The sequence below is a fragment of the Geomonas edaphica genome, assembly GCF_004917075.1.
GTDB classification, from domain to species: Bacteria; Desulfobacterota; Desulfuromonadia; order Geobacterales; family Geobacteraceae; genus Geomonas; species Geomonas edaphica.
This window is the reverse complement of record NZ_SSYB01000003.1, coordinates 347,375-371,617: the sequence shown is the minus strand read 5'-3', so window position 1 is coordinate 371,617 and position 24,243 is coordinate 347,375. Positions and strand designations below refer to the sequence as shown.

Below are 24,243 nucleotides of genomic sequence, written 5' to 3'. Positions count from 1 at the left end.
TACGGAAAGGATAACCGCTGAAAGCATCTAAGCGGGAAGCCTCCTTCAAGATTAGGTATCCCTGGGAGCAATCCCCTAAAGGCCCGTTGTAGACCACAACGTTGATAGGCCGGGTGTGTAAGTGCAGTAATGCATTCAGCTTACCGGTACTAATCGGCCGTGAGGCTTGACCATAAAAAATTCTTAGAGAGGGGGGTGGTTCTCCACCCCCCGATCATAAACTGCCAAAAACCTACAGACACGAACATGCAATTGTGAGAAACATACTGCGAGGGTGAAAGCCCAAGCCAAGAGTTTCTCTGTGGCAATGCCGAGAGGGCCACACCCGTTCCCATCCCGAACACGGAAGTTAAGCCTCTCTGGGCCGATGGTACTGCATTGGTAACGATGTGGGAGAGTAGGTCGCCGCAGGGAATTTAATAGAGAAGCCCCACTGGAATCCCAGTGGGGCTTTTCGCTTTTTCAGGTTCGTAAATCCTGCGAGATCGTCGCCTGGGGATATCTACCTATTAGATTGACACTTCAACATTTTTAATGTACTAATTGGCATATTTATATGCAATTGGGGCATTTATGTTTTTCCGCAAATATCTTTCCTCACTACGCAGCACTTATATCTTCATGGTTTGCTTTGGTCTCCTTATGGGGGCCGTCTTCCCCTTCTATTCCTCTATCTTCTTCGGCCGCAAGGCCTTCGCGCCTTTATACGCTTTCGGCTGTCTGGCCGCAGGTTTTATCGTCGGCACTTTCTGCTATCACATCATCAAGGAAGCCTTGCGGCTTTATGTCGAGCAGCAACTGAAGACGTTGGTCATGATCACCGGTGAGGCTTCTGTCGGTGAAGCGACCGGGACCGGAGATGAACTGCACCGTCTAATCGAGTGCAACGAGGCTTTGATGCAGCGGGTGCTTGTCATGGTCGAAAACGTGACGAGGCTCGCCGCCGACATCTCCGGCAGGCACGACCGGCTTACCGCCGATTTCACTAAGACGGTTGATGACAACGAAAGACAGGCCGCAAGAGAGAAGGAAACGCTTGGCGCCATCGACGATATGAACGCTTTCTTCCGTGACCTGCTCCATGAGATAGAAGACATCGCCTCGCGTACCGACGAGCGCGCCTCAATCTCAGCTGAAATGAGCGCAGCGACCGACGCTATCGCCCTGAGCATCCAGGAATACTCCGCGTCCGTGATGGAGACTTCCGCTTCCATCGAGGAAATGGCCGCCAGCATAAAAGGTACGTCTACCAACATTGAGGCGCTGACCAACTCCACCGAACAGACTTACAACTCCATTCTCGCCATAGGCAACTCGATCGTCGATATCCGCGACAAGGCGAAAGGGACATCGGACTGTTCCGACAAGGTGCGGGTGCAGGCGGCGGACGGCATGGATGCGATGACAGCGACCATCGCTGCAATGACTGAAATAGAGGAGTACAGCGATCACTCAGTAGAGGCGATCAATCGGCTATCCCAGCACTCATTGCGTGTCGGGGAGTTCCTTGACGTGATCAAGGAGGTCGTATCACAGACGAACCTGCTCTCTCTAAATGCCTCGATCATTGCCGCTCAGGCCGGCGAACGGGGCAAGGCTTTCGCCGTAGTCGCCGAGGAAGTGCGCGCCCTTGCGAAACGTACCTCCGCCTCTACGGATGAGATCGAGGAACTGGTCGGCAACATCCAGAAGGAGACCGCTGCCGCCGAGACCGCCGCCAGACTGGGCAAGGACAAAGTTGCCGAAGGGGTGCGGGTTTCGGAAAAGGCTGACGAGGCACTGCACAGGATCGAGGAAAGTGCTGCGGAGGCCTCCCGGATGGTCCAGCAGATCGCTGCAGCCACCAATGAGCAGGCGTCGGGGAGCCGTCTCATCACTGATGAAGCCGAGAAAAACCTCTCGCGTGTCAAGCAGTTCAGCCGTGCCATTCAGGAAGAAGAGGCCGGAGCCCAGCTCATCGTTCGCAGCCTCGAGCGGATGCGTAGTCTCTCAGAGAAGATCACTCGTTCTACGGACGAGCAGGTGCGTGGCAACAGGATGTACATGAAGAGCGTCCAGGAGGACAACGACAAGGTCAAACGACTTAAAGAGACCTGCATGGAACAGATCGCCATCGGCGATGTGCTCAGAACTGACGTCACCGAGGTCGATCGGCTGATCCAGGGGACGGCCGAAGAGGCGAAGAAGATGCTGGAAGAGATCGAGGCGATCAACGGCCTGATAGGCGCCGTGCACCGGGAGATGGAGACTTTCCGCAAGTTGTAGCTCTTCTACCCGTATTATTCTATAAGCCCCGCCGGTATTACCTGCGGGGCTTTTTTGCGTCTACGGCGCGTGGATAGCTTTCTTGACAAAGCAGACTACCTGTGTAGATTGTCATATGTTAATTTTACCGACATTTTCTGCCGCAACATTTCCACGGGCTTCGCTTCATGCTGTCTATCCTGCAGTGGCTGGTTCCTTGATCTTCCAGATGACAGGGGGCGGAATGAAGGGTTTTCTCCATGCTTTGGTATCTTCGTCGGTCGTCGTGATGTTTTTGGCGGTGTCGCTTTTTACTACAGGGATAGGTCACGCTGACGAAGGGATCTTGTCAGGTCGTGCAGCTCAAGTCCCCCGTACATCCGACGTCTCGCTGACGGCAGGCAGCGGTGCCGCCACGTCCTTTTTTACGTGGAGAACGGAAGAGCGTCTTCATCCACTGTTCCAGGTAGCAAAAGCCGATGTCGACCGTCACCAAACAGTTGCCGTAGATTTGAGGCCGGTTCTTTCCTGGGAGACCGGCGAAGGGAAAAGCTACCTCATCCCAACACTCGAGATACCTGGCTTCATCATCGCCCTCAACGCTTTCGACAGAACTGTTCTCAACGACGATAGAACGGAAGAGGGAAGGAAAACCTACTCAACCAACCCGTCTTCGTTCTGGCGCCAGCTGACGCACCAGGACTGGACCTTCGATCAGGACACGTTTCAGGTCAACCAGTTTGGCCATCCGTACGAAGGGGCGACCATGTACGGGCTTGCCCGTTCGTCCGGTCTGAACTTCTGGCAATCGCTGGCCTACAGCAACGCCGGAAGCTTTCTCTGGGAAATGGCTGGAGAGAATTCCAGGCCATCCTTGAACGACCTAATCACCACGGGAAATGCGGGGAGCCTTCTGGGCGAGGCGCTTTTCCGCATGGCCGAACTTGTCCTTGAGGACGGTGGGAGCCGGCCGCCCTTTGGTTACGAGTTGGCCGCAGGCGCGATTTCTCCGTCGACAGCCTTCAACAGGGCGGCATTCGGCAAGCGCTTCGATGTAATCTTCCCAAATCACAAACCGGCGACGCTTTGGATGTGCAGGTTCGGGGCTAGTGTCGACACGCACTCCAACAACATCAGTACCAAGGTGGCAGCGCGCTCGCGCGAGGGAATTGGCATCCTCGAGTTTTCGATGAGCTACGGGCTTCCTGGTAAACCCGGATACACCTATCACCGCCCCTTTGATTACTTCAACTTCGAAGTCTCCGCCAGGCCCACATCCAACAACCTGGTCGATACCCTGACCGTGCACGGCCTGCTGAAAGGAAAACGGTACGAACTGGGAGACAATTACCGTGGCATCTGGGGGCTTTACGGGAGTTATGACTACATCTCGCCGTACCTCTTCCGTGTCTCGAGCACCGCACTCTCCATGGGAACCACCGGACAGCTTTGGTTGGGGCAAAACGTAGCACTGCAAGGCTCGGTATTGGGCGGGGTTGGTTTCGGCGCCACGGGACTGGAGACCGACGTGGTCGAAGAACGCGGGTATCACTTCGGAGCTACGCCGCAAATGTATATCGGCCTGAGGGGACTCTTCGGGGAGAGAGCGATGCTGGACGTGACAGGGAGAGGGTATTACGTCAGCAGCTTAGGGCCTGATCATGACGGCTCGGAGTCTGTTTTCAGGGGGCACGCGCTTTTCACCTTGAGAGTTCATGGAAACCACGCCCTCGGCATACAATATTCCGAGTCGATACGCCAGACGAACTATGCTAATATAAGCAGCAAATCGCGCTCTGAAGGAACTATAAGTCTTGTGTATAGCTTCGTGAGTGACAGAACGTACGGTGCTGTTGAGTGGCGGGATTCACCGGAACAGTAAGTGCAGCTGCTGAATTGTCAGTGTTGTCATAAAAAGAAAGAGAGGTGTGTTGATGAAATACTTGAAGAGGCTTTTGTTGCCCGTCCTGGTCAGCCTTTCCATCATTTCCGGCTGCGCCGTCAACAAGTCATCGGTAGGGGGCTTCAACCTCATCTCCGTCTCGGAAGAGCAGCAACTCGGGGACAAGTTTGCCGTGGAAGTGGAAAAGCAGCACAAGGTCATAAGAGACCCGGAGGTGCAGGCTTACATCGACGGTGTCGGCAAAAGGCTCCTGACCGGGGTGCGCAAGCAGGACTTCCCCTTCACCTTCCAGGTGGTGCAGGACGAGAGCGTGAATGCCTTCGCCATCCCGGGGGGGCACACCTACGTGAACACCGGACTCATCAAGGCGGCATCCAGCGAAACCGAGCTCGCCGCAGTCATGGCCCATGAAATGAACCATGTCGTGGCCCGGCACTCGACGAGGCAGATGACCCAGCAGTACGGCTACAGCCTCATCGTCAGCCTCCTCCTTGGGGGGCAGAGCGGGGAGCTCTCGAAGCTTGCGGCCGACCTTTTCGGCAAGGCGGGCGGGATGTATTACAGCAGGGAGATGGAGAGCCAGGCCGACTACCTGGGCGTCGAGACCATGTATAAGGCAGGGTACAACCCGGAGGGTATGGTGAGCTTTTTCAAGAAGCTCGACGCGGCGGAGGAAAGGCAACCCGGCACGATCGCCAAGTATTTCTCATCCCACCCCGAGACCATCGACCGGATCAAAGACATCCAGAAGGAAATCGCCCAACTGCCGCCGAAGAGCTGGCCCCCCGAGTCTAACTCGCAGTTCAACCGCATAAAGGTGAAGGTGCAAAAGCTCTGAACGGGGCGGGCCTAGTGACAAAGAGGTAATATCATCCCCTGCGGCAGCGCCGCAGGGGCATCTTTATTTATGGGAGCAGTCATGACGGAAGCGATACGAGGTCTTGAACCCCAGATATTCTGGCGCTGTTTTGCGGCTATTGCCGCGATTCCCAGGCCCTCCGGGCACGAGGAGAAACTCGCTGACTACATCCTGAAGCGTGCCGGCGAACTCGGGCTGGAAGGGGCGAAGGATGATTGCGGCAACATTGTGGTGCGGCTGCCGGCCACGCAGGGAAGGGAGGGTGTCCCTTCGGTCTGCCTGCAGTCCCACATGGACATGGTTTGTGAGAAGAACGCGGACAAGGTGCACGACTTCATGAGCGATCCTATCGAGCTGGTGCGCCGGGGGGATGTGCTGACCGCGAACGGTACCACGCTCGGCGCCGACAACGGGATCGGTGTGGCCACCTCGCTGGCCATCATGGAAGGGGGAAGCGGCGAGCACGGACCGCTCGAGCTCCTCTTCACCGTTGAGGAGGAGACCGGCCTCAGGGGGGCGAAGCACCTGAGCCCGGCCCTGGTCAGAAGCCGGACGCTGCTGAATTTGGACTCTGAAGAGGAAGGGGCCCTCTACATCGGATGCGCCGGCGGCAAGGACACCGTAGGGCGCTGGCGCCTTGCGACCGAAGACGCGCCGGATGAGGCGGTGGCGTTCCGCCTTTCCGTGAAAGGACTGAAGGGGGGGCACTCGGGGCTTGAGATAGACAAGGGGCTTGGCAACGCCATCAAGCTCCTGAACCGGGCGCTCATAAGGATGGCTGAGCTCGGCGCGCGCCTGGCCGCCATCGACGGCGGCAACATGAGAAACGCAATCCCGCGCGAGTGCACCGCCGTACTGTACCTGCCGTCCGAGCAGCAGGGGCGGGGCGAGGAACTGGTGGCCGAACTGGAGAGTACCTTCAAGGCGGAATTGGCCGGGGTGGATCCGGGCGTGCGGCTCACCATCGCACGGGAGGTGGCGCCGCCCAAACAGGTGTTGGAAGGGGACCTGCAGCTGCGCGTCATGCGAGCCATCGCAGCGCTTCCCAGCGGCGTCCAGCGCATGAGTAGCGACATCCCCGGGCTCGTGGAAACCTCCACCAACGTCTCGGTGATCAGCACCACCGGCGATGCGGTCGTCCTCATCACGAGCCAGCGCAGCTCCAGCGCGTCGCGCCTTGGCGAGATGGTGGAGACAGTCGAGTCGACCCTGCAGCTTTCCGGCGCCGAGCTCGAGGTGAGCGAGGGGTACCCGGGGTGGCAGCCCAATATGGACTCGCACATCCTGAAGGTCGCCAAAGGGTGCTACCGGCACCTATACGGCAGGGATCCCGAAGTGAAGGCGGTGCACGCCGGGCTTGAGTGCGGCATCATCGGGGAGCGCATCCCGGGGATCGACATGATCTCTTTCGGCCCGAACATGGAAAAGGTGCACTCCCCGGACGAGCGGGTCTACATCGAAAGTGTGGGCAACTACTGGAAGTTTCTGCTCGAGGTGCTGAAGACGGTGTAGCGGCACTACTGCTGCAGTTCGCAGAAAAAGCGGATCACCATGGGGACGATGGCGTTGGTCCGGGAGATGAGCACCCTCTGGGTCATCTCCCGGCACCGTTGCCCGAGCCGGCACTCAAGCGAAATGTCGTGCAGACCGGCGCTGCACTGGAAGACCCGGAGCGTGTCGCCGTTGGTGTTCTCGCCCTGGTAGAGACCGTCCACGCTGACGCTGCCACGGCGCTGGCAGGAAACGGTGAAGTATTCCATGCTCCCCCCTTCCGGTCCTGGATTGGAGACGATTAAGTATCGCCCGCGGCGCCGGGACTGCAAGGGATGCAACGGCTAGGGGCTAGATGACCTGCACCTTAAGTCCTTCCCCCGGTGCGGAGCGATAGACGAAGGTGATCTCGGTCGCCTCCTCGCGCCAAGGGAAGGTGCGGTAGTCCCGCGCGAAGCAGCGGCGATACTGCCTGATCCGCTCGCCGGGGGGGGAGGCCGGGCGCGCCGGGAGGGGGGTATCCACCGTTTGCCTGCTCCTGTCGAAGAAGGGCGGGGTGTTGCCGCTCGGGTAGCCGGTGAGGCAGAAGTCGTAGCAGAGGGCGTCGCGCAGGCGCTCGAGCCGCTCACCCGTAAGGGCGTCTCCGGCAAAGCGCCAGATCGCCTCGAAGAGCGCCGCGAGGGAGAGGTTGCCGCTCGCCCCTTCCCCCTCCAGGAATTCCGCTGCCATCGAGAAGAGCTGCGACAGCGGGAAGTGCGAGGCGAACTCGTGCAGGCTCGCCGTGAACCTGCCGCTGTTGTAGACCTGGTCGAGCAGGCGGCTCATCCCCTCGATGCGACGGATGTCGTCAAAGGAAAGCCAGGGGGTGCGCAGTATCTTGTACGGTGCCGCTTCCGAGTAGGCGTAACCTTCCTTCCTGGCAATGCCGCGCATCGCGGTTCCCTTCAGCACCTTCAACGGCTCGACCTGGATGTGGTCGGCACCGAGGGCGAAGAGCCCCTGCACCGAGGCAAGAAAGCCGTCCAGCGACTCGCCGGGAAGCCCCGCCACCAGATCGAGATGCACCGTCACACCCGTCGTTGCCTTGAGTCTCTCCACGTTGGCGTAAAGCTTCTCGAGGCTCGATTTCCGCTCCACCTTGGCAAGCGTCTCTTCTCCCCCCGACTGCACACCTATCTCGAAACGGAACAGACCGGCGGGGACCTGCGCCAGGAGGGCCAGGTTGTCCTCGGTGAGCAGCTCCGCCGCGATCTCGAAGTGAAACTTGCTGCCGCGGTTGTGTTCGAGGATGAAGCGCCAGATCTCGTTGGCCCGTCCCGCGTCGAAGTTGAAGGTACGGTCGGCAAGCTTCACCGTCTGGGCTCCCGCCTCGATAAGTATGAGCAGGTCCTTTTTGATCCTCTCCATGGAGAAGGAGCGCACCCCTTGTTCGATAGACGACATGCAGAAGGCGCAGGAGAACGGACAGCCGCGCGAGGTCTCGTAATAGACAAGCGGCTTTTTTAGGTCGACGAGTGACGCGGAGAAGGGGGAGGGGATGTCGTCGAGGTGCACCATGGCGCCTCGCTCCGGATTGGCGATCACCTCTTCCCCTTCCCGGTAGGTGAGGCCGGCGATCTCATCCAGCGGCTGCCCCCGGTGTAGGGCGTCGATCAGCTCCCGGCAGGTCGCTTCCCCTTCGCCCCGGACGATGCAGTCCACCGAAGGGTTCCGCACCATGAGGTCGAAGGCTCCGAAGGAGACCTCGGGCCCCCCAAGGGCGATGAAGGCTCTAGGCTGCAGCTGTTTCAGGTCCGAGGCGAGCTTAAGCGTAAGTTCGGTATTCCAGATGTAGCAGGAGAAAAGAACGACGTCCGCCTGCTCCGCGTGGAGTTTCGCCAAAAGCACGTCCGGGTGCTCGTTTATGGTGAGTTCGAGAATGCGGTACTCGACCCCGGAAAGCTGAGGGGCCGATACGGATAGATATGGGAGGGCCAGGGAGGCGTGGACGTACTTGGCGTGCAGTGTAGTGAACAGTATCTTCATGGGCGGGGATTGTAGCCCATTTATGTGCGGTGGTGCCAGAAAAATGGTGGCGCCTCTTGCTTGCCCGCCGCGCGCTTTTTTGCTACTGTAAGCGGCTGTCGGCGGTGCCTGGATACGGGGCCGCCCACGCAGACCGAAACCGGGGAGTGCCCCACAGGGAAGACATGAAAAGAAAGAGACTGCCGAAACTGCTCTACGCCGATAGCCAGGGCAACATCTACGACCACCCGTACCTCACCATGGCCGGCATGAGCGCCAACGAAGCCGTGCTCCCCGAGTCGGTGGAGCTGATCCCGCTCCCCGAGGACAGCCGCCTCTTCACCATACCCGACACACCGCCCGTCGCCTGGGACGAGCGCGAAGGGCGCTTTCGCACCGTGAGCCACGTCAAGGAGGGACGGCGCAGCATGAAGATCCAGGCCGTCTCCGCCTTCATGGCCCCGGGCTACATGCGCACCCTGCTCCCCGCCTGCGAATACGCCGAGAAAAGGGTGCACCTGCCGCTTTGGTCCTACACCGCAGTGGGATGGGACGAGGAGACGGAGCGCTTCGTGGTGGCGGCGACCCGCGTGGACGCCAACGAGAACTGGCTGCCGAAAAACTACGATGACAGGAAGCTAGATCCCCTGGTGCGCAAGATGCTCGCCGAGTTTCCGAAGAACAGGCTAATCGAGCAGCTCTCCCGCTGCGCCGTCGACTACCACTGCTTCGCGGCGAAGAACCTTTTCTTCCGCAGGTGGGAAGCGCCCATCCCGACATCGCCTGTCTGCAACTCGCGTTGCCTCGGGTGCATCAGCCTGCAGCCGTCCGATTGCTGTCCCTCAAACCACGAGCGCATCCCGTTCGTGCCGACACCGGAGGAGATCGTCGAGCTCATGCTGCCGCACCTTTTGCAGGCGCCGGAGCCGATCGTCTCTTACGGCCAGGGGTGCGAAGGGGATCCGATCATGCAGGCGGACACCGTTGCCGAGGCGACCAGGAGGCTCAAAGCCGGCAGCTCACGCGGCACGGTTAACTTCAACTCGAACGGCTCCATGCCGGACAGGATCCGCATGCTCTGCGACGCGGGCATGGACTCCATGCGCTTTTCCATGAACTCGGTGCAGGAGGGGTTCTACAACAACTACTACCGCCCCAAGGGGTACCGCTTCGCCGACGTGGTGGAATCGGTGAAGACGGCCAAGGAGCGCGGTCTCTTCACCATGATCAACTACCTCGTCTCGCCGGGCGTGACGGACAGCCCTTCCGAGGTGGAGGCGCTTCTCAAGTTCATCGACACGACCGGTGTGGACATGCTGCAGATGCGCAACCTCTCCATCGATCCCGCTTTCTACAACGAGAGGATGGGTGTGGAAAAGAGGGGGATCGGGATGTACCGGATGCTGCAGGAGGTGAAGCGGGCGTTCCCGAAGATCCAGTACGGCTACTTCAACCGGACGCGCGAGAACTTCTTCCCGGAGGGATATGAGAAAGGGTGGCCGATCAAAGGCAATTGACAGTTGACGATTGGCAATTGACAGTGAACGGCCTTTCCATACCTTGAATAACGACCGTTGATGGATTTAGTCGCGGCTATTTCAGCAACTGCTCCAGCTTCTTCAGGTCGAAGCCTTCGACGATCCTGCCGTAGATCATGAAGGTGGGGGTGGCATTCATCTTGTTCGCCTTAGCAATCTCTTCGTGCTCCTTCTGAAGCTTAACCCCGGCAGGGGTAATCTCGGAGAGCTTTCTCTTGTCAAAGGTGTCGGAAGCCGCCTCGTGGAACGCCTTCGCCTTGTCATTCGCGGACAGGATGTACTGGACCTTTTCCTTAGACATCGGATGCGTTTTCAGCGGGATGAAGAAGATGTACCGGGTGACGTCGGGCCGCTTCTGGAAATAGGCCTCCGCCTTGCGGCAGAAGGGACAGTCAGGGTCGGTGAATTCAATCACCGTGGTCTTGCCGTTACCGATTTTGACCGCCTTGTCCAGATCGAGTCTATCCTTCGCCGCAAACGTCGATGCCGCGATGAGTAACGTGAGCAGGACTACAAGCAGCGTCATCCATCTATTCATTGCGTCTCTCCTGTGACTATTCGTCGCTGTACCTGATGCTGAAACCGGTGCACTCTCCGGTGTACTGACCCGCCTTTTCGATCAACTCGTCCACGCGTGCTGCTTCGGGACCCCGCCGGCACCACTGCACCATTGCCCTGACATCGTCTTCCTCCCCTTCGAAGCATGCCTCGACGGAGCCGTCGGCCAGGTTGCGCACCCAGCCGGAAACGTTATGCAGGGCCGCGGTCCGGGCGGTGTGGTGCCTGAAGGCGACCCCCTGTACCCGGCCGCGCACGAGTACCGTCGTCCTTACTTTCACTTTTCCCCCAGCTCCTTGGAGCGCGCCACGCAGACGTCGACCGCGTTTATGGTGGCGGCACGGAAGCCGTCGCGGTCGAGGGAGTGCATCGCGGCGATGGTGGTCCCACCGGGGGAGGCGACGTTGCTTTTCAGAACCGCCGGGTGCTCGTGGCTTTCGAGGAGGAGCTTCGCGGTGCCGTAGACGGTTTGGGCGGCGAGGGCGGTCGCAACGTCCCGAGTGAGACCGTGCTTTACGCCGGCGTCGCTCAAGGCCTCGATGAAGGTGAGCACGTAGGCCGGGCCGCTGCCGGATACGCCGGTTACCGCGTCGAGGAGCTTCTCTTCCACGACGCAGGTGGTCCCGACCAGGTCGAAGATCTTGCGGGCGAGCACCAGGTCGTCCTCGGTGGCGTTGTAGCCGCGGGCGATCGCCGATGCCCCTTCGAGCACGAGGGCCGGCGTGTTGGGCATGACCCGCACCACACGGGCGCCAGCCCCGAGCATCCCCTCGATGGCGGCGCTTTTGACCCCGGCCATTATAGATATGAAGAGCTTCTCCGGCGTTGCGTCAAGATGGGAGAGCACCTGGGAGGCGACCTGCGGTTTCACGGCGAGGATCACGGTGTCGCTCATCCGGCAAAGGGCGACGTTGTCCGAGAGCACCTGCACGCCGTAACGCTCGGCGAGCTGCTTGCGGCGCGGCTCGGAGGGCTCGGAGACCGCCAGCTCGGCGGCAGGAACGCCACCCGCCAAAAGCCCCTTGATGATCGCCTCGGCCATGTTGCCGCCGCCGATGAAACCCGTTCTCTTCTCCATGCCTTGCCTCCCGCTTCAGTAAGGATTTAGTTCCAGTGATACGTAATAAATCCAACCCTAAATGTCAACAGAATTGATTAGATTTAATTATTGTTGGCGCGGCAGCTTCGGCGGTTGTCACAGTGACCCGATAGGCTAGACTGAAACCCTGGAGGTGCGCCGTGTTCAAAGGCATTACCGGCAACGTTCTCATTCTGGGTCTCGTCAGTTTCTTTACGGACGTCTCAAGCGAGATGATCTACCCGCTTTTGCCGTTGTTTCTTACCGGAGTGCTTGGAGCAGGTCCTGTATTCTTGGGGGCCATTGAGGGAGTGGCGGAATCCACCGCTTCCTTTCTGAAGCTTATCTCCGGCATTGTGTCTGATCGTGTGCGCAGCAGGAAAGGACTTGTCCTTTCTGGGTACGCGATCTCCTCGTTGATGCGGCCTCTGATCGGGAGCGCCGGCACACCGCTCACCGTGCTGCTCATCCGGACTGGCGACCGGGTAGGGAAGGGGATCCGCACCTCGCCGCGCGATGCGCTGATTGCCGATTCCGTGGAGCCTTCCATGCGCGGCAAGGCCTACGGGTTCCACAGGTCGATGGACCACGCCGGGGCCTTGGTCGGGCCTCTCATCGCGACCTTTCTGCTTGCCTACTTCATAAGCGACCTGCGGCAGCTCTTCTGGCTTGCCGGCATCCCCGGAATCGTAGCCGTCCTTCTTATCGTCTGGAAGGTGCGGGAGACACAAAGGGGAACACCGCCGGCGCAGGGGATGCGCCTTGCCATGCTTCCGGCCGGGCCGCTAAGAAGGTACCTCGTCATCCTCTTTCTGTTCACTCTCGGGAACTCGTCCGACGCCTTTCTGCTGTTGAAGGCGGGTGCGGTCGGGACTCCGGCGTTCCGCCTGCCGCTTCTGTGGGCCTTCTTCCACCTGGTGAAGATGCTTTCCACCATGCCCTTCGGCGCCCTCTCCGACCGTATCGGCCGACGGTCGGTGATCGTTGCCGGCTGGTGCGTCTATGCACTGTCCTACCTGGGCTTCGGCCTCGCCAGAAGTGAGGTCGAGATCTGGCTCCTCTTCGCGCTCTACGGAATCTTCTTCGGCCTTACCGAAGGGGTGGAAAAGGCGTTCGTGGCCGACCTGGCGCGGGGAGCTGAAGTGGGCGCCGCGTTCGGCTGGTTTCATTTCGCCGTTGGTGCGGGCGCGCTGCCGGCGAGCCTGCTGTTCGGAAGCATTTGGCAGTTGGAAGGGGGCGCCGCTCCTTTTCTCTTCGGCGCGTCCCTGTCCGCCGTGGCTGCCATTCTACTTGTCACCATGGTCAAAGCACCGTCTCTGTCCCGGCACTGAGTTTGTGCCCCCTCCTAAAGTCATTTCCCCTGCATCCAAAGTCATTGATTCCTCGTATGAAACAATAGTCCGTGTGACTTTTTCTCCCGAAAGGGCGTTTTTCCCCTAAAGCAAGTATTAGCATTGCCGATAATGTCTTCTGTGTCTGGAAGCTTACTCTTTCTGTCAAAAAACAGACCATAAAAGTCGGCTCTATGACTGTCTGGGCCTTTCTTTTGAGTGTGTTCTGGATGAGATGACTTGTATTTCAGATGTTTATGCAATTGGTAAAGATCATGCAAACTGTTCGGTGTGCAACGCTCTCAGCGCAAAAGGAATGGGGTTCAGTCGCGAAGGTCCAAGAGCTGCAACTCCGGTGCTCGAAGCTAGAATCCTTTTGCATCAAGGCATAAGCATGGCTGATACGGTTTGCCCCCCCCACAAAAAAGACAAATGCTTGCTGTGACAAAAAACTGACTTCTCTCATTGACCGTTTGTAGTTACGGTGTATTGATGTGTTAAATTATGTTAATATAAATTTTTCTGATGCCGATGGCTAGCTGCCACTTCATGACATACATTGCAAATAAATTTTATGTGAGTGATCAAAAATGTTTTCAGTCCGGCTTGCACTACCTGAAAGCTGCTGTAACTTTAGCAGTGGTCCCAATTAGTCAAGCACATCCCCAAACATGATTCTAAGATTTTGTTAATATAGAATAATGACTGGTGTGCCCGCACGCCTAAGAGTATTCCCGATTATTTCGTTTTTCTTATAAGCAGAAACTTTACAATTTGTGACAGTGATGGATGGCGGCATCTCCGCTTGGAGAACCGGCTCCCTGTCGTTCGTTCACGCAGCAGCGGATTACTGGATAACGATTCACACTACGAAAAAGGAGGGGATGTCTTGATAAGCCACCAAGAAGAGAGTTCAGGACGCGGAAAAAGTGGTCTCCTGAGGACTGCATGGGTGGTGCTGGCGGCGTCTTCGGTGATGCTGGCCCAACCGGTCCTGGCAGCTGACTACACCATTACCGGCAGCTCCAACACCTACCTGCGCATGACTAGGACGATCAGCAAGGACGACCTCTACCCGCTGTATGAGTACCTGCGTTTCTCGGTAACTACGGCGGAGAAGGACGGCAGTGCCGTTTCGCTGCACCTCGGTGCATGGGGGCGGCTCGACCTCGTCGACAAGTCCAGCGATCACTACACCGACGGTGACCTCCAGTACGGCTACCTGAGCTACCAGGGCGCCAAAAACAACCTGGTGGTGAACGTGGGACGCCAGTTCGTCACAGAAGGGGTGGCGAGTGAGAGGATCGATGGCGTCTACGCGAGAAGCGATTTCGCCGCCGGCTTCACGGGCGCCGCTTTCGTCGGGCAGCCGGTGGTCACCGACCCAAGCTACAAGGGGGGCGACTACATCTACGGCGGCCGCGTGGCCCAGGGCAAGGCCGGGCTTTACACCATCGGGGTGAGCGCGCTCAGAAACGAGTCCGACGTCGCACGCGACCGCGAGGAAGAGGGGATCGACGTTTGGCTTCACCCGGTGAAGCAGGTCGACCTGACCGGCCGCTCCAGCTACAACTCGATCACCTCGGGGTGGATGGAGCACGCCTACACCCTGTCCCTGGCCCCCATCGATGCCGTGACCTTGAGCGCTGACTTCTCGAAAATCAACTACGGCGACTACTTCTACAACGTGACCACCACGGCCTTCGCCCTCTCCAACAACGGCGGGCTGCTCGACCCCAAAGAGGAGTTGACCACGTACGGCGCGAGCGCCGCCTGGACTCCGCAAAAGGACCTGACCGTCGCGGCTGAGTACAAAAAGTACGACTACGATATTCAGGGCTCCGGTGACTACGTGGGCGGGAAGGTGGCTTGGACCGCACCGGGAGCACTCTCACTCGGGGGCTCGGTGCACCGGATGATTGGGGACTCCGAACGGCTGCGCTACTACGACTACCGGCTTTACGCGCTGAAAAAGGTCGGCCACGCGGAACTGGGCCTCGACTTCTACAACGTAATCTTCGATCGCCCCATCGACGGCGTGAAGAGCAGCTTCGCGTTGACCGGCATCGCAGGTTACGAGGTCACCGAGAAACTGAAGGTCGGCGGGGACGTCGAGTACTCGCAGAGCCCGGACTTCGACAGAGAGTGGAGGGCGCTCGTTAAGGTCGCTTACGCTTTCGACATGAAATCCGGCGAAAAGGGGGGCAAGAGTGAAAAGTAAACTTCTGATTCTGCTGATGATGCCGCTTATGGCATGCGTTCTCTTTGCCTGTGCCAACACTAACAGCGGCGCGAGGATCCATCCGGAAGCGGTTACGGGAACCCCGAACTGTACCGAGTGCCATACCGACGCCTATGCCGCGATGAACCACCAGGCCGTCGACTTCTTCAAAAAACACAGCATCTTCGCCACCAACGCAAGACGCTCCTGCAATTCCTGCCATGCCGAGTCCTTCTGCAGCGACTGCCATGCGCACAAGGAAGAGCTCAACCCCAACGTCAAATACTCCGAGGCGGTGGAGCGCACCATGCCGCACCGCGGTGACTACATGAGCCAGCACAGGATCGACGGCAAGATGAATCCTGCCTCGTGCGCCAAGTGCCACGGACGTCAGAACAACGAGAGGTGCGTGACATGCCACAAATAACGACAAAAGTTCTGTCTTTTGCGGTTCTTGGTGCGCTGGCGCTGGCCCTTTCGGGGTGCGGGGATGCCAACCCCAAGGCCTCTTTTGATCCCGCGGTCGGGAAGCATCCGGCGAACTGGCTTCCGGCGGGGCATGCCGCCGCTGCCGAAGAGGACGTGAACGGCTGCGCCGAGTGCCACGGCGACGATCTCAATGGCGGTATCGCGAAGGTCACCTGCTTCGGTACAGCGGGATGCCACATCGGCGGGACCACGGCTATCCACCCGTTGGGGTGGGGGCAGGTCGCGTATCTGCGTCACCCGGCCTACATCGGCACCAACGGTACCAGCACCTGCGCCACGGCGCTTTGTCACGGCACCGACCTGCTCGGCGTGACCGACAGCGGGCCTTCTTGTCTCAGCTGCCATCAGGGTGGTACGGCGCAGGCCCCCACGATCCATCCGTGGGGCTCCAGCCTCGACAAGGACCTTGATAAGCACGCGGCATGGCTCAACGCCAACCTGTCCAACGGCAATTATGATTTCTCAACCTGCAAAAACGCAGTCTGCCATGGGACTGATCTGAGAGGTGCGTGGTTGAGCGGGCCGAGCTGCTACAACTGTCACAACAACGGTCCGCCGGCTAGCCCGCTGAACTAGGAACCTGGTGTTCATTTCCCTGATAGCAGAAGGAGAACATAATATGTGCATCCCCTGGAAGAAATACATTGCTGCCTTACTGCTCCTCTGTCTGCCGTTGTTGTTCATCGGCTGCGGCGGCGGTGGCGGCGGTGGCGGCGCTACGAAGACGGTCACAGGCGTTGCCGTGGTGTCCGGGCCGGTCGCCAAAGCGCACGTTGCGGTCTACCGGCTTTCCCTTGACGGGACCCGCGGTGAACTGCTTGGTTCGGGAACTACTGCTGACGATGGCAGTTATGCGGTGAAGATCCCCGCTTCGGTTACTGGCCCAGTGGTCGTCACCGTTACCGGCCAAACCGGCTCGACCTATCTGAGCGAGACCACAGGTCAGCCGGTCCCCTTCACGACGGCTGATTCCTTCAGCGCCGTGGTGGATAACTTCAACCCGGACGTTCCCGTGACGGTCAGCCCGCTGACCGAAATGGCGTACCAGAAACTGCCGCTGATTCTTGAGCAGAAACCGGGTACCGTCACCACCCAGGTCCTGCAAGACTCGGTCGTGGCAGCTAACGCCCAGGTAGGTGATCTCTTCAACGTGACCGACATCCTCGCGCCGCCTGCGGACAGCACCACCTACCAGGCCGCTCTCGCGGTGATCGATCAGATGATAGTCGACTCGCAAGTCTCCGACACAACCGCCGTGATGTCCATTCTTGACGACGCCATCGCAGATGTCAGCACGAGTGCCACTGCGTACCAGACCTTCGTCACCCTCTTCACTACCGCGGCCGCCCAGGTAGCGACGGACAACCCGACCCTGGCGCCCACGGTGAACAGCATCACGCAGCAGATCACCACCCCGCCGCCCGAGCCTGATTTCAGCGATGTGACGCCGCCTACCGTGGTCACCGGCCTTGCCGCCACCACCTACGCCCTCACCTCGTCGACCAGCTCCGTGGTCCTTGTGTGGGAGAACTCCACAGACGCGAACGGCGTGGCAGGCTACGACATCTACCGCAACGGCGTGAAGGTCGGAACCTCGACCTCTAATACCTTCACCGATCAGCCGGTGACCTCCAACGTCACCTACTCTTATACTGTGGTTGCCTTCGACGGTGCCGGGAACATGTCGGCTGCCAGCGCTCCGCTCTCCGTGAAACCGAACCAGGCTTCGCTGAACGTTATCGTGAGCGGTCAGCTGTCGAACGACCTGCTTGCGCAGCTCGACATCATCGCACCTACCGCACCGACCGGTCTTGCCGCGGTGACCTCGGCCATCTCCGGTACAAACAGCTCGGTCGCACTTAGCTGGAGTGCCGCGACCGATAACGTCGGCGTCACCGGGTACGAGATCTACAGGGACGGCGTGAAGGTCGGCACCTCGACCTCGACCAGCTACACCGACCAGTCCGTCACCTCCGCCGTTACCTATTCCTACACGGTGAAGGCATTCGACAAGGCCGGCAACCGCTCCGCAGCCAGCACCGCACTCGCTGTAACCCCGAACAAGGCGTCTCTCGGGGTAATAGTAAACGGCCAGGTTACAACCGGCCCGTGAAGAATATAGCTCTGAAACAAAGGGGGAAAATTCTGGAATCGTTAGCAGTTGACAACGCACTATCCGAGCAGGACACAACAAACAGGAGGAAACTATGATTGGCAGAAACTTAAGGTACCTCGTAGCACTCGTAGTATGTGTGCTGCTGCCTCTCGCAGGCTGCAGCGGAGGGGGGTCCACTACCAAGATCACCAGCAAGGGGACCGAGGTGACCGTCGGCGGCAAGGTCGACGTCTCCAAGGCCACCGCGAAGACCGCGTTCCTGTCAGCTACCTCGGCTACCGCGACGAACCATGTCTTCGTCTATAATGCCCAGGACGGTGCCCAGCTCGGCACCGCCGTCCTCGACAGCAGCGGGAGCTTCAGCGGGCTCACCTTCACCCTTCCTGCGACCAAGACCGTCCTCGTCTTCAAGGCTGTCGTGGCCCAGGGTACCTTCCGCGCGCTGGTGCCGATCGACCTCAGCAATCCTCCTGCTCCGGGCGTAATCACCGGCGCCAGCCCGATCAGCATCCTGATCAGCCAGCAGTCGACCGACATCTGTCGTGCCGTCTCCGCGCTGATGGGGCTTAGCGGCCAGCTCGGCGACCCCAACCAGACTCTTGCGTCTGTGAGCAAGACCTACACCGATTGCGCCCAAGCGGTCGTCAACTCCGGCGGGCAGATTCTTGCCTACACCACCGACGGTCTCGCGCTCTCCGGCACCCTGTCCAACGCCAACATGCTGCCGGCACGCGACGCATCCACCCTTACCTATGACGATCTCAACAATACCCAACTGGATGGTCGCATCATCAGCGCCTACATCCCGGGCAATAACCCGATCGTCAACTTCACCGTGGTCAACAAGGGCACAGGAAAGGGTATCTCCGGCCTGAGGACCTTCAGTCTTCACGTGGCACAGCTGAAGCCTGAGACCGCAGGGAGCAATTCCTACTGGCTCAACTACATCCTGAACTCCGACCCAAGGCCGACCTCTGACGCGGTCTCCACGTTCAACTCGACTACCGGTGCCCTTACCACCCAAGGGTACACTATCATTGACCATGGCGACGGCTCCTACACCGCCATATTCGGCAAAAACGTTAAGACCGTTGCTAGCGTTCCGTACGACGGTAGCCTGATTCACCGTATCGGCATCTCCGTCCGTTCCGTCGCAGTTCCGGGCGTGGTTGGCAAAACCCCGGGCGCGTATGCTGGCCCGATCAACCCGCAGACTGGCACCGCCACCGCCAACTTCGGCGTACGCGGCGTAGCGAACCTCTTCTACGACTTCTACCCTGCAACTGGTGAGATGTACACCGTCAACGGCGCCCAGGCATTCGCACGCGACATCGTCACCGCTGCTGCCTGCAACCAGTGCCACGACAAACTCGGCTTCGCCGGCGGCCACTTCGCTTCCCGTCCGGATACCAGGCTCTGCGTAATGTGCCATACCCCGCAGAACAAGCTTTCTACCGATGTTGGCGGCAATACCAACGGTGATTTCACTCCGTTCATCCACAAGATCCACATGGGCGAGGAACTCTCCCCGGCTGAAACCATCCTTGGCGTGTCCACCGCAGAGGTAACCTATCCGCAGTCCATCAGGAACTGCAAGATGTGTCACAAAGGCGTAGATGGCGACAACTGGAAGACCAAGCCGACGATGAAAGCATGCGGCTCCTGCCACAGCACCGTTGTGTTCGCCACCCATGAAGGCGGCCAGACCACCGATCAAGGGTGTGCGGCATGCCACACCGGGAATATTGCCTCTGTTGAAGTCGCTACGGCACATGTCCCAGTGATCGCACCGGACCCGAACAACCTCTTCTCCAATCCGTCGACCGGCAACTCCCGCACCAATGCGGCATACGTCGCAGCAGCCGGCGCTGTCCCGACCGGTGCAGCTAAAATCACCTACGATATCAGCAGCGTTACCGTGAGTGGCGGTAAACCATCCATCAAATTCAAAATGATGAAAGACGGCGCCGCGGTGACCTTCCCGACCTACGTCGACGCCAACACACAACTGCTTCCGAACTTCGTGGGTAGCCCGAGTCTCTACATCGTATACGCGGTGCCGCAGGACGGCATTGACGCTCCGGCCGACTTCAACGCCTCGGTCAACGTGTACCTGAAGGACCTTCTAAATCCTACTAACACCAAAGGCACCTTGAGTGCACCCGATGCCAACGGCTACTACACCGCAACTCTTACCGCGGCGACTTCTACCATCCCGGCATCGGCCACCATGGTGACCGGCGGCGTGGGCTACTCTTATCAGTTGAGCAGCACCACGCAGCCTCTGACTCAGATCAACCTGCCGGCCTATCCCTACGACGCGACCACCAAAGTTGGCGGCCTCATCGTCGCAGCACCCAACGTCGCCAAGGCAGCAACTAATTACAAGGCACGCCGCGTTATCGTCAGCAACGACAAGTGCAATGCCTGCCATGTACAGCTTGGCGTGTCGCCTTCCTTCCATGTTGGGCAGAGAAACGACGCACCTACCTGCGCCTTCTGCCATAACGTAAACACGGCTAGCTCCGGCTACTCTGCAAACGCCAGCACCTTCATTCACGGCATCCATGCTGCCGCCAAGCGTTCCACGAAATACGGTTGGCATGCGGTCGATGCTACTAATGGCTACTGGGATGTCAGCTACCCCGGCTACCTCCGGAACTGCGAGCAGTGCCACCTGGCGGGCATGTATGACTTCAGCTCCGCAGTTTACACCGCAACCACTACGACGAACGCAACCAGCGCATATGTAACCGCCGGTGGCCCTGCCATCGTCGACAGGCTGCTGTACACCACAGTAGCGTCCGGTACCTCAGCAATCACCTCCGTGGTTCCGCCGCAGAACGTCAACTTCAGCACCAGCACGGTTTACGGCGCCGGCTTTAAATATGCAGCCGACACCGATACCACAACCGCGGCTGCAGGGACAACCTTGGTCACGTCGCCGATCACCGCGGCATGCTTCTCCTGCCATGATTCAGTTCTCGCCAAGCAACATATGGAGGCTAACGGCGGGTCGATCTACCTCGACCGTACAACGGCACTGGGCAAGAAAGAAGCTTGTCTCGTATGCCACGGTACGGCTGCCAACACCCTCAATACGACCGTACCGACCATCAAGGCGGTCCATCGTTGGTGGTAAACAGGCGTAACCCTTTGGGGTGACTTCCTAACCCCGAGGACGTAAAAATAAAGCCCGGAAACGAAAGTTTCCGGGCTTTATTTATTCTGCGGCTAGCTGTCTAAATTGCAGGGGGACGTCTGGATATGCTCACAGAGATCAGCCGTCGGTCTATGTGGCGGCACCAATCGATTACGGGCCGCTAAAAATAAGAGAGAACTTCACGCTGCTTGCTGTCAAAAGTGAATTCGTGCGCCCAGCGCCCGTTGAGCGACTGGGTCACGTGATACATCTTAACCACCATCACCTTGACCGCTTTTCTAGACTCATCTCTGATAGCTTCCTTTTGATTCTGATAGGTTATCTTAACCGAATATACCTCGATTCTTGCGGTAGGCGGAGATTTCAAAGGTTCTGACTTCACGATCTCGAATTTTGCCGACTTCGGCAGGTTGTCTTTGATTTTCTTGGCGTAGAAGTCTATTTCACCCGAAATTGCGAGGGTTCTCTCGTAGTCCTTGAGCTGTTTTTCAGTCAGCTGGTATTTCTTCTGGTATATGAACTTCTCCCTAGCCTCGTTGGCCAAAGCCTCCGTGAGGTTAGTTGCTTCATACATCGATTTCTTGTCCTCATTTTGAATGCCATAGAGGTATTTCATCGCAAGGTCCCTGTCTTTGGTTCCGTCGGGTAGCGTGATCTTTTGCTCTGCACCACTTGGGCGGGCATCTTTATCTGTACCTTTGCCATTACATCCGAAGACAGAAAAACCTATTGCGGCGATGCCTAGTGCTCTTACTACTTTTCGCATATCAAATCTCCTTTTAAAATCTTATGTATCGGTGCAACAGAATACTATGAACGCAGTTGCTGTGCAAGAACTGTGCTCCATTTTTCAAAGATATTAACTTGGAATTTGAATCGCCATTCACAGGCCTATGTCTCGGCATGATATTCTGCATTATTGTTCTATGCTTATTCTTATTGCCGCCTTTTTCACCTGAGCAAAAAGACAATTTCTTGATACACTGTCCGCCATGAGGATACTAGCGTTGGCAATGATTATCTGTTTCATAGCTACCCCTGTTAGAGGGGGCGCTCTCAAAACTCCTCAATTGTCCTCGCCGCTTGACACTCCCGCCAACGCCGAACCTGTCGACAGTAAGCGTTTCTTCAATGCCGACCGCTTCCTAACGAGCGCCGGTATGAGTTTCACCGCGGCACCGGAACTGACGCTTGAACCGGAGCTGGGGATCGGATATCGTGGTGCCGGGCAGGAGTTGCACGGAGGCATCGAGCAGTCGACGCACCGGCTGCACGCTCGGGCCGGCTGGCGTCTTTCCCTTTCCAAAGCCTTATATTTTTCCGCCGCCGCCAAATTCCCCATGCTGACCGTGGAAACGCGCGGGTTAACCGCCGGTGAAGAATTAGGCATTCGTCCCGAATCTGGCTACCACAACGTCTATGAGTTCAACCCCAACCGCGCGCCGAGGTGGACCGGCGAGCTCGGCCTGCACCTCACCCCGCGCACCGACCTCATGCTGTACTACGATCAGGAACCGATTACCGGGTGGTCCTACAGCGGCCAGCACCAGGAGGACAGGCTCGGCACCAGGTTCATCTTCAGGTTCAAATAGGGAAAAGGAGGACGCGTGGCATACCTGATATCCATAGACCAGGGGACCACCAGCAGCCGAGCGACGCTATATGGTCCGCAAGGTGAAGCACTGGCTACCGCCTCGGCCCCGCTCACCCAGCACTACCCGGAGCCCGGCTGGGTCGAGCATGATCCGGAGGAGATCCTCGAGGGGCAGCTCTCCTGTCTGCGCGAGGTACTGGGGCGCGCTGCGGAGCGAGGCGCTTCCATCGCCGGGATCGGGATAACGAACCAGCGCGAGACGACGCTTATATGGGAGCGCAAGACCGGGCGCCCCCTGCACCGGGCCATCGTCTGGCAGGACCGCAGGACGGCGGACGTCACACAGCGTATGAAGGAGGATGGGCTGGAAGCGGAGGTCCGTGAGCGGACCGGCCTTCTGCTCGACCCATATTTCTCCGCGACGAAGATCGCCTGGATACTAGACGCAGCAGGTCTCCTGGAGCGCGCCGCGCGCGGCGAGATCTGCTTCGGCACCGTCGACTCATGGCTCATCTACCGTTTGAGTGGCGGCAAAAGCCACGTGACCGACATCACCAACGCAAGCCGCACCATGCTCTTCAACATAAAGACGCTCGAGTGGGACGACGAGCTCTTAAGGATTTTCGGCGTGCCGCGCGCCATCCTCCCGGAGGTGCGCATGAGCGCGGGGAGCTTCGGGGAGACCTCAGCCGAACTCCTCGGGTGCCGCATCCCGATCACCGGCGCAGCCGGGGACCAGCAGGCGGCGCTCTTTGGCCAGGCCTGCTTCGCACCCGGTATGGCCAAGGCGACCTTCGGCACCGGCGCATTCGTGGTGATGAACTGCGGCGAGCGGCCGGGAAGCGGCGAGGGGGTGCTCTCCACCATCGCCTGGCAGTTGCCGGGGGAGGCAGTGCAGTACGCCCTTGAAGGGTCGATCTTCATCGCCGGCGCCGCGGTGCAATGGCTCGAGGAGGGGCTTGGTTTGATCGGGGGAGCCGCCGAGGTCGAGGCTCTTGCCGGCAGCGTCGCCGACAGCGGTGGGGTCTACTTCGTCCCGGCCCTTTCTGGTCTTGGTACCCCCTACTGGGATCCGTACGCCAGGGGCGTCATCGCGGGGCTCACCAGGGGGAGCAGCAAGGCGCATCTGGCCCGCGCCGCCCTCGACGCGATTGCCTTCCAGACCGTTGATGCGATCCGCGCCATGGAGCATGCGGGGGAGATTCCGCTTAGCGAGCTGCGGGTGGACGGCGGAGCGACCCGCAACAACCTCCTGCTGGAAATCCAGGCGGGCCTTCTTGGCGTTCCGGTGCTGAGACCACGCTGCACCGAGAGCACCTCGCTTGGGGCCGCGTTTCTCGCTGGGATTGGCGCTGGAGTGCTCGATAAGGACCGGATCGAGAAGTGCTGGAGTCTAGACCGGCGCTTCGAGCCGTCTCTTTTGCCAGAACAGCGCGCGGAAATGTACCGGGGATGGCAAAAATGCGTGCAACTCTCGCTCGGTTGGGCTAAGTAAGAAAGGCAGACAAACAAAGGAGCTAAAGGCAAAGGCCTTAACGCGAAGACGCCAAGGCGCAAAGACGCGACGTACAGACAGGGGAACAGGGAACCTGACCGAGTGACCTCGCCGGTAAAGCACGACGATAAAGAGGTCGTACCTTGAGGCTTTGCGCCT

The 24,243-nt window shown here is 59.0% G+C and carries 19 protein-coding genes and 2 rRNA genes; 15 read left to right on the top strand and 6 right to left on the bottom strand.

What is annotated here, in order from left to right; genetic code table 11:
- The 6 genes from E8K79_RS10705 to E8K79_RS10680 all read left to right on the top strand — a co-directional run.
- Positions 1 to 174, top strand: a 23S ribosomal RNA gene (locus E8K79_RS10705); the annotation flags it as partial.
- A 123-nt stretch (positions 175 to 297) separates the two neighbouring features.
- A 5S ribosomal RNA gene (rrf, locus tag E8K79_RS10700) occupies positions 298 to 414 on the top strand.
- A gap of 207 nt (positions 415 to 621) precedes the next feature.
- On the top strand, positions 622 to 2,265 hold the full coding sequence (locus E8K79_RS10695; RefSeq protein ID WP_246043797.1) for a methyl-accepting chemotaxis protein: 1,644 nt from the start codon (positions 622 to 624) through the stop codon (positions 2,263 to 2,265).
- A gap of 223 nt (positions 2,266 to 2,488) precedes the next feature.
- Positions 2,489 to 4,126, top strand: a complete 1,638-nt coding sequence (locus E8K79_RS10690) for a DUF3943 domain-containing protein (protein WP_246043796.1) — start codon at positions 2,489 to 2,491, stop codon at positions 4,124 to 4,126.
- 52 nt (positions 4,127 to 4,178) lie between these two features.
- Positions 4,179 to 4,985: a M48 family metallopeptidase gene (locus E8K79_RS10685; protein WP_136514731.1), complete on the top strand. Its 807-nt coding sequence runs from the start codon at positions 4,179 to 4,181 to the stop codon at positions 4,983 to 4,985.
- Between the two features lie 81 nt (positions 4,986 to 5,066).
- Positions 5,067 to 6,518, top strand: a complete 1,452-nt coding sequence (locus tag E8K79_RS10680; protein WP_136514730.1) for an aminoacyl-histidine dipeptidase — start codon at positions 5,067 to 5,069, stop codon at positions 6,516 to 6,518.
- Between the two features lie 5 nt (positions 6,519 to 6,523).
- Here the strand turns inward: E8K79_RS10680 and E8K79_RS10675 are convergent, their stop codons facing one another.
- Positions 6,524 to 6,766 carry a hypothetical protein gene (locus E8K79_RS10675; protein ID WP_135870467.1) on the bottom strand — a complete coding sequence of 81 codons (243 nt, stop codon included), beginning with the start codon at positions 6,764 to 6,766 and terminating at the stop codon, positions 6,524 to 6,526.
- Between the two features lie 82 nt (positions 6,767 to 6,848).
- Positions 6,849 to 8,522, bottom strand: coding sequence for a B12-binding domain-containing radical SAM protein (locus E8K79_RS10670; RefSeq protein ID WP_136514729.1), 1,674 nt, complete (start codon positions 8,520 to 8,522; stop codon positions 6,849 to 6,851).
- A 164-nt stretch (positions 8,523 to 8,686) separates the two neighbouring features.
- On the opposite strand from E8K79_RS10670, the gene E8K79_RS10665 reads away from it, so the two are divergent.
- On the top strand, positions 8,687 to 10,018 hold the full coding sequence (locus tag E8K79_RS10665; protein WP_136514728.1) for a radical SAM protein: 1,332 nt from the start codon (positions 8,687 to 8,689) through the stop codon (positions 10,016 to 10,018).
- A gap of 76 nt (positions 10,019 to 10,094) precedes the next feature.
- On the opposite strand, the gene E8K79_RS10660 is transcribed toward E8K79_RS10665, so the two are convergent.
- Genes E8K79_RS10660 through proC form a run of 3 tightly spaced genes read right to left on the bottom strand, consistent with a single transcriptional unit; the run spans position 10,095 to position 11,675 of the window.
- On the bottom strand, positions 10,095 to 10,577 hold the full coding sequence (locus E8K79_RS10660; protein ID WP_136514727.1) for a thioredoxin fold domain-containing protein: 483 nt from the start codon (positions 10,575 to 10,577) through the stop codon (positions 10,095 to 10,097).
- Between the two features lie 16 nt (positions 10,578 to 10,593).
- Positions 10,594 to 10,878 carry an acylphosphatase gene (locus E8K79_RS10655; RefSeq protein ID WP_136514726.1) on the bottom strand — a complete coding sequence of 95 codons (285 nt, stop codon included), beginning with the start codon at positions 10,876 to 10,878 and terminating at the stop codon, positions 10,594 to 10,596.
- Positions 10,875 to 11,675: a pyrroline-5-carboxylate reductase gene (proC, locus tag E8K79_RS10650; protein ID WP_136514725.1), complete on the bottom strand. Its 801-nt coding sequence runs from the start codon at positions 11,673 to 11,675 to the stop codon at positions 10,875 to 10,877. Before proC ends, E8K79_RS10655 begins: the two co-directional genes overlap by 4 nt.
- A 161-nt stretch (positions 11,676 to 11,836) precedes the next feature.
- On the opposite strand from proC, the gene E8K79_RS10645 reads away from it, so the two are divergent.
- The 6 genes from E8K79_RS10645 to E8K79_RS10620 all read left to right on the top strand — a co-directional run bounded on the left by E8K79_RS10645 (position 11,837) and on the right by E8K79_RS10620 (position 20,974).
- Positions 11,837 to 13,006 (top strand): MFS transporter, encoded by a 1,170-nt coding sequence (locus tag E8K79_RS10645; RefSeq protein WP_136514724.1) that lies wholly within the window; start codon positions 11,837 to 11,839, stop codon positions 13,004 to 13,006.
- Positions 13,007 to 13,895: 889 nt separating this feature from the next.
- Positions 13,896 to 15,227 carry a hypothetical protein gene (locus tag E8K79_RS10640; protein ID WP_136514723.1) on the top strand — a complete coding sequence of 444 codons (1,332 nt, stop codon included), beginning with the start codon at positions 13,896 to 13,898 and terminating at the stop codon, positions 15,225 to 15,227.
- Positions 15,217 to 15,654, top strand: a complete 438-nt coding sequence (locus E8K79_RS10635; RefSeq protein WP_198419542.1) for a cytochrome C — start codon at positions 15,217 to 15,219, stop codon at positions 15,652 to 15,654. Before E8K79_RS10640 ends, E8K79_RS10635 begins: the two co-directional genes overlap by 11 nt.
- Positions 15,642 to 16,292, top strand: coding sequence for a hypothetical protein (locus tag E8K79_RS10630; protein WP_136514722.1), 651 nt, complete (start codon positions 15,642 to 15,644; stop codon positions 16,290 to 16,292). Before E8K79_RS10635 ends, E8K79_RS10630 begins: the two co-directional genes overlap by 13 nt.
- Positions 16,293 to 16,335: 43 nt before the next feature.
- A complete protein-coding gene (locus E8K79_RS10625) occupies positions 16,336 to 17,829 on the top strand; it encodes a fibronectin type III domain-containing protein (RefSeq protein WP_136514721.1) in 1,494 nt (497 codons plus the stop codon).
- A gap of 94 nt (positions 17,830 to 17,923) precedes the next feature.
- A complete protein-coding gene (locus E8K79_RS10620) occupies positions 17,924 to 20,974 on the top strand; it encodes an OmcA/MtrC family decaheme c-type cytochrome (RefSeq protein ID WP_136514720.1) in 3,051 nt (1,016 codons plus the stop codon).
- 181 nt (positions 20,975 to 21,155) lie between these two features.
- Here E8K79_RS10620 and E8K79_RS10615 read toward each other — a convergent pair whose 3' ends face one another.
- The gene (locus E8K79_RS10615; RefSeq protein WP_136514719.1) at positions 21,156 to 21,761 is read right to left on the bottom strand and encodes a hypothetical protein; all 606 of its coding nucleotides are present in this window, start codon (positions 21,759 to 21,761) and stop codon (positions 21,156 to 21,158) included.
- 394 nt (positions 21,762 to 22,155) lie between these two features.
- On the opposite strand from E8K79_RS10615, the gene E8K79_RS10610 reads away from it, so the two are divergent.
- Entirely contained in the window at positions 22,156 to 22,587 is a 432-nt protein-coding gene (locus E8K79_RS10610; RefSeq protein WP_246043795.1) for a hypothetical protein, read from the top strand.
- A gap of 15 nt (positions 22,588 to 22,602) precedes the next feature.
- Positions 22,603 to 24,084, top strand: a complete 1,482-nt coding sequence (gene glpK / locus E8K79_RS10605) for a glycerol kinase GlpK (protein ID WP_136514717.1) — start codon at positions 22,603 to 22,605, stop codon at positions 24,082 to 24,084.
- Positions 24,085 to 24,243 lie beyond the last annotated feature (159 nt).

What these genes read in the sequence shown, in the direction of transcription:
- E8K79_RS10695 (WP_246043797.1), top strand. Translation starts at nt 622, where the DNA reads ATGGTTTGCTTTGGTCTCCTTATGGGGGCCGTCTTCCCCTTCTATTCC.
- E8K79_RS10690 (WP_246043796.1), top strand. Translation starts at nt 2,489, where the DNA reads ATGAAGGGTTTTCTCCATGCTTTGGTATCTTCGTCGGTCGTCGTGATG.
- E8K79_RS10685 (WP_136514731.1), top strand. Translation starts at nt 4,179, where the DNA reads ATGAAATACTTGAAGAGGCTTTTGTTGCCCGTCCTGGTCAGCCTTTCC.
- E8K79_RS10680 (WP_136514730.1), top strand. Translation starts at nt 5,067, where the DNA reads ATGACGGAAGCGATACGAGGTCTTGAACCCCAGATATTCTGGCGCTGT.
- E8K79_RS10675 (WP_135870467.1), bottom strand. Translation starts at nt 6,766, where the DNA reads ATGGAATACTTCACCGTTTCCTGCCAGCGCCGTGGCAGCGTCAGCGTG.
- E8K79_RS10670 (WP_136514729.1), bottom strand. Translation starts at nt 8,522, where the DNA reads ATGAAGATACTGTTCACTACACTGCACGCCAAGTACGTCCACGCCTCC.
- E8K79_RS10665 (WP_136514728.1), top strand. Translation starts at nt 8,687, where the DNA reads ATGAAAAGAAAGAGACTGCCGAAACTGCTCTACGCCGATAGCCAGGGC.
- E8K79_RS10660 (WP_136514727.1), bottom strand. Translation starts at nt 10,577, where the DNA reads ATGAATAGATGGATGACGCTGCTTGTAGTCCTGCTCACGTTACTCATC.
- proC (WP_136514725.1), bottom strand. Translation starts at nt 11,675, where the DNA reads ATGGAGAAGAGAACGGGTTTCATCGGCGGCGGCAACATGGCCGAGGCG.
- E8K79_RS10630 (WP_136514722.1), top strand. Translation starts at nt 15,642, where the DNA reads ATGCCACAAATAACGACAAAAGTTCTGTCTTTTGCGGTTCTTGGTGCG.
- E8K79_RS10625 (WP_136514721.1), top strand. Translation starts at nt 16,336, where the DNA reads ATGTGCATCCCCTGGAAGAAATACATTGCTGCCTTACTGCTCCTCTGT.
- E8K79_RS10620 (WP_136514720.1), top strand. Translation starts at nt 17,924, where the DNA reads ATGATTGGCAGAAACTTAAGGTACCTCGTAGCACTCGTAGTATGTGTG.
- E8K79_RS10615 (WP_136514719.1), bottom strand. Translation starts at nt 21,761, where the DNA reads ATGCGAAAAGTAGTAAGAGCACTAGGCATCGCCGCAATAGGTTTTTCT.
- E8K79_RS10610 (WP_246043795.1), top strand. Translation starts at nt 22,156, where the DNA reads ATGAGTTTCACCGCGGCACCGGAACTGACGCTTGAACCGGAGCTGGGG.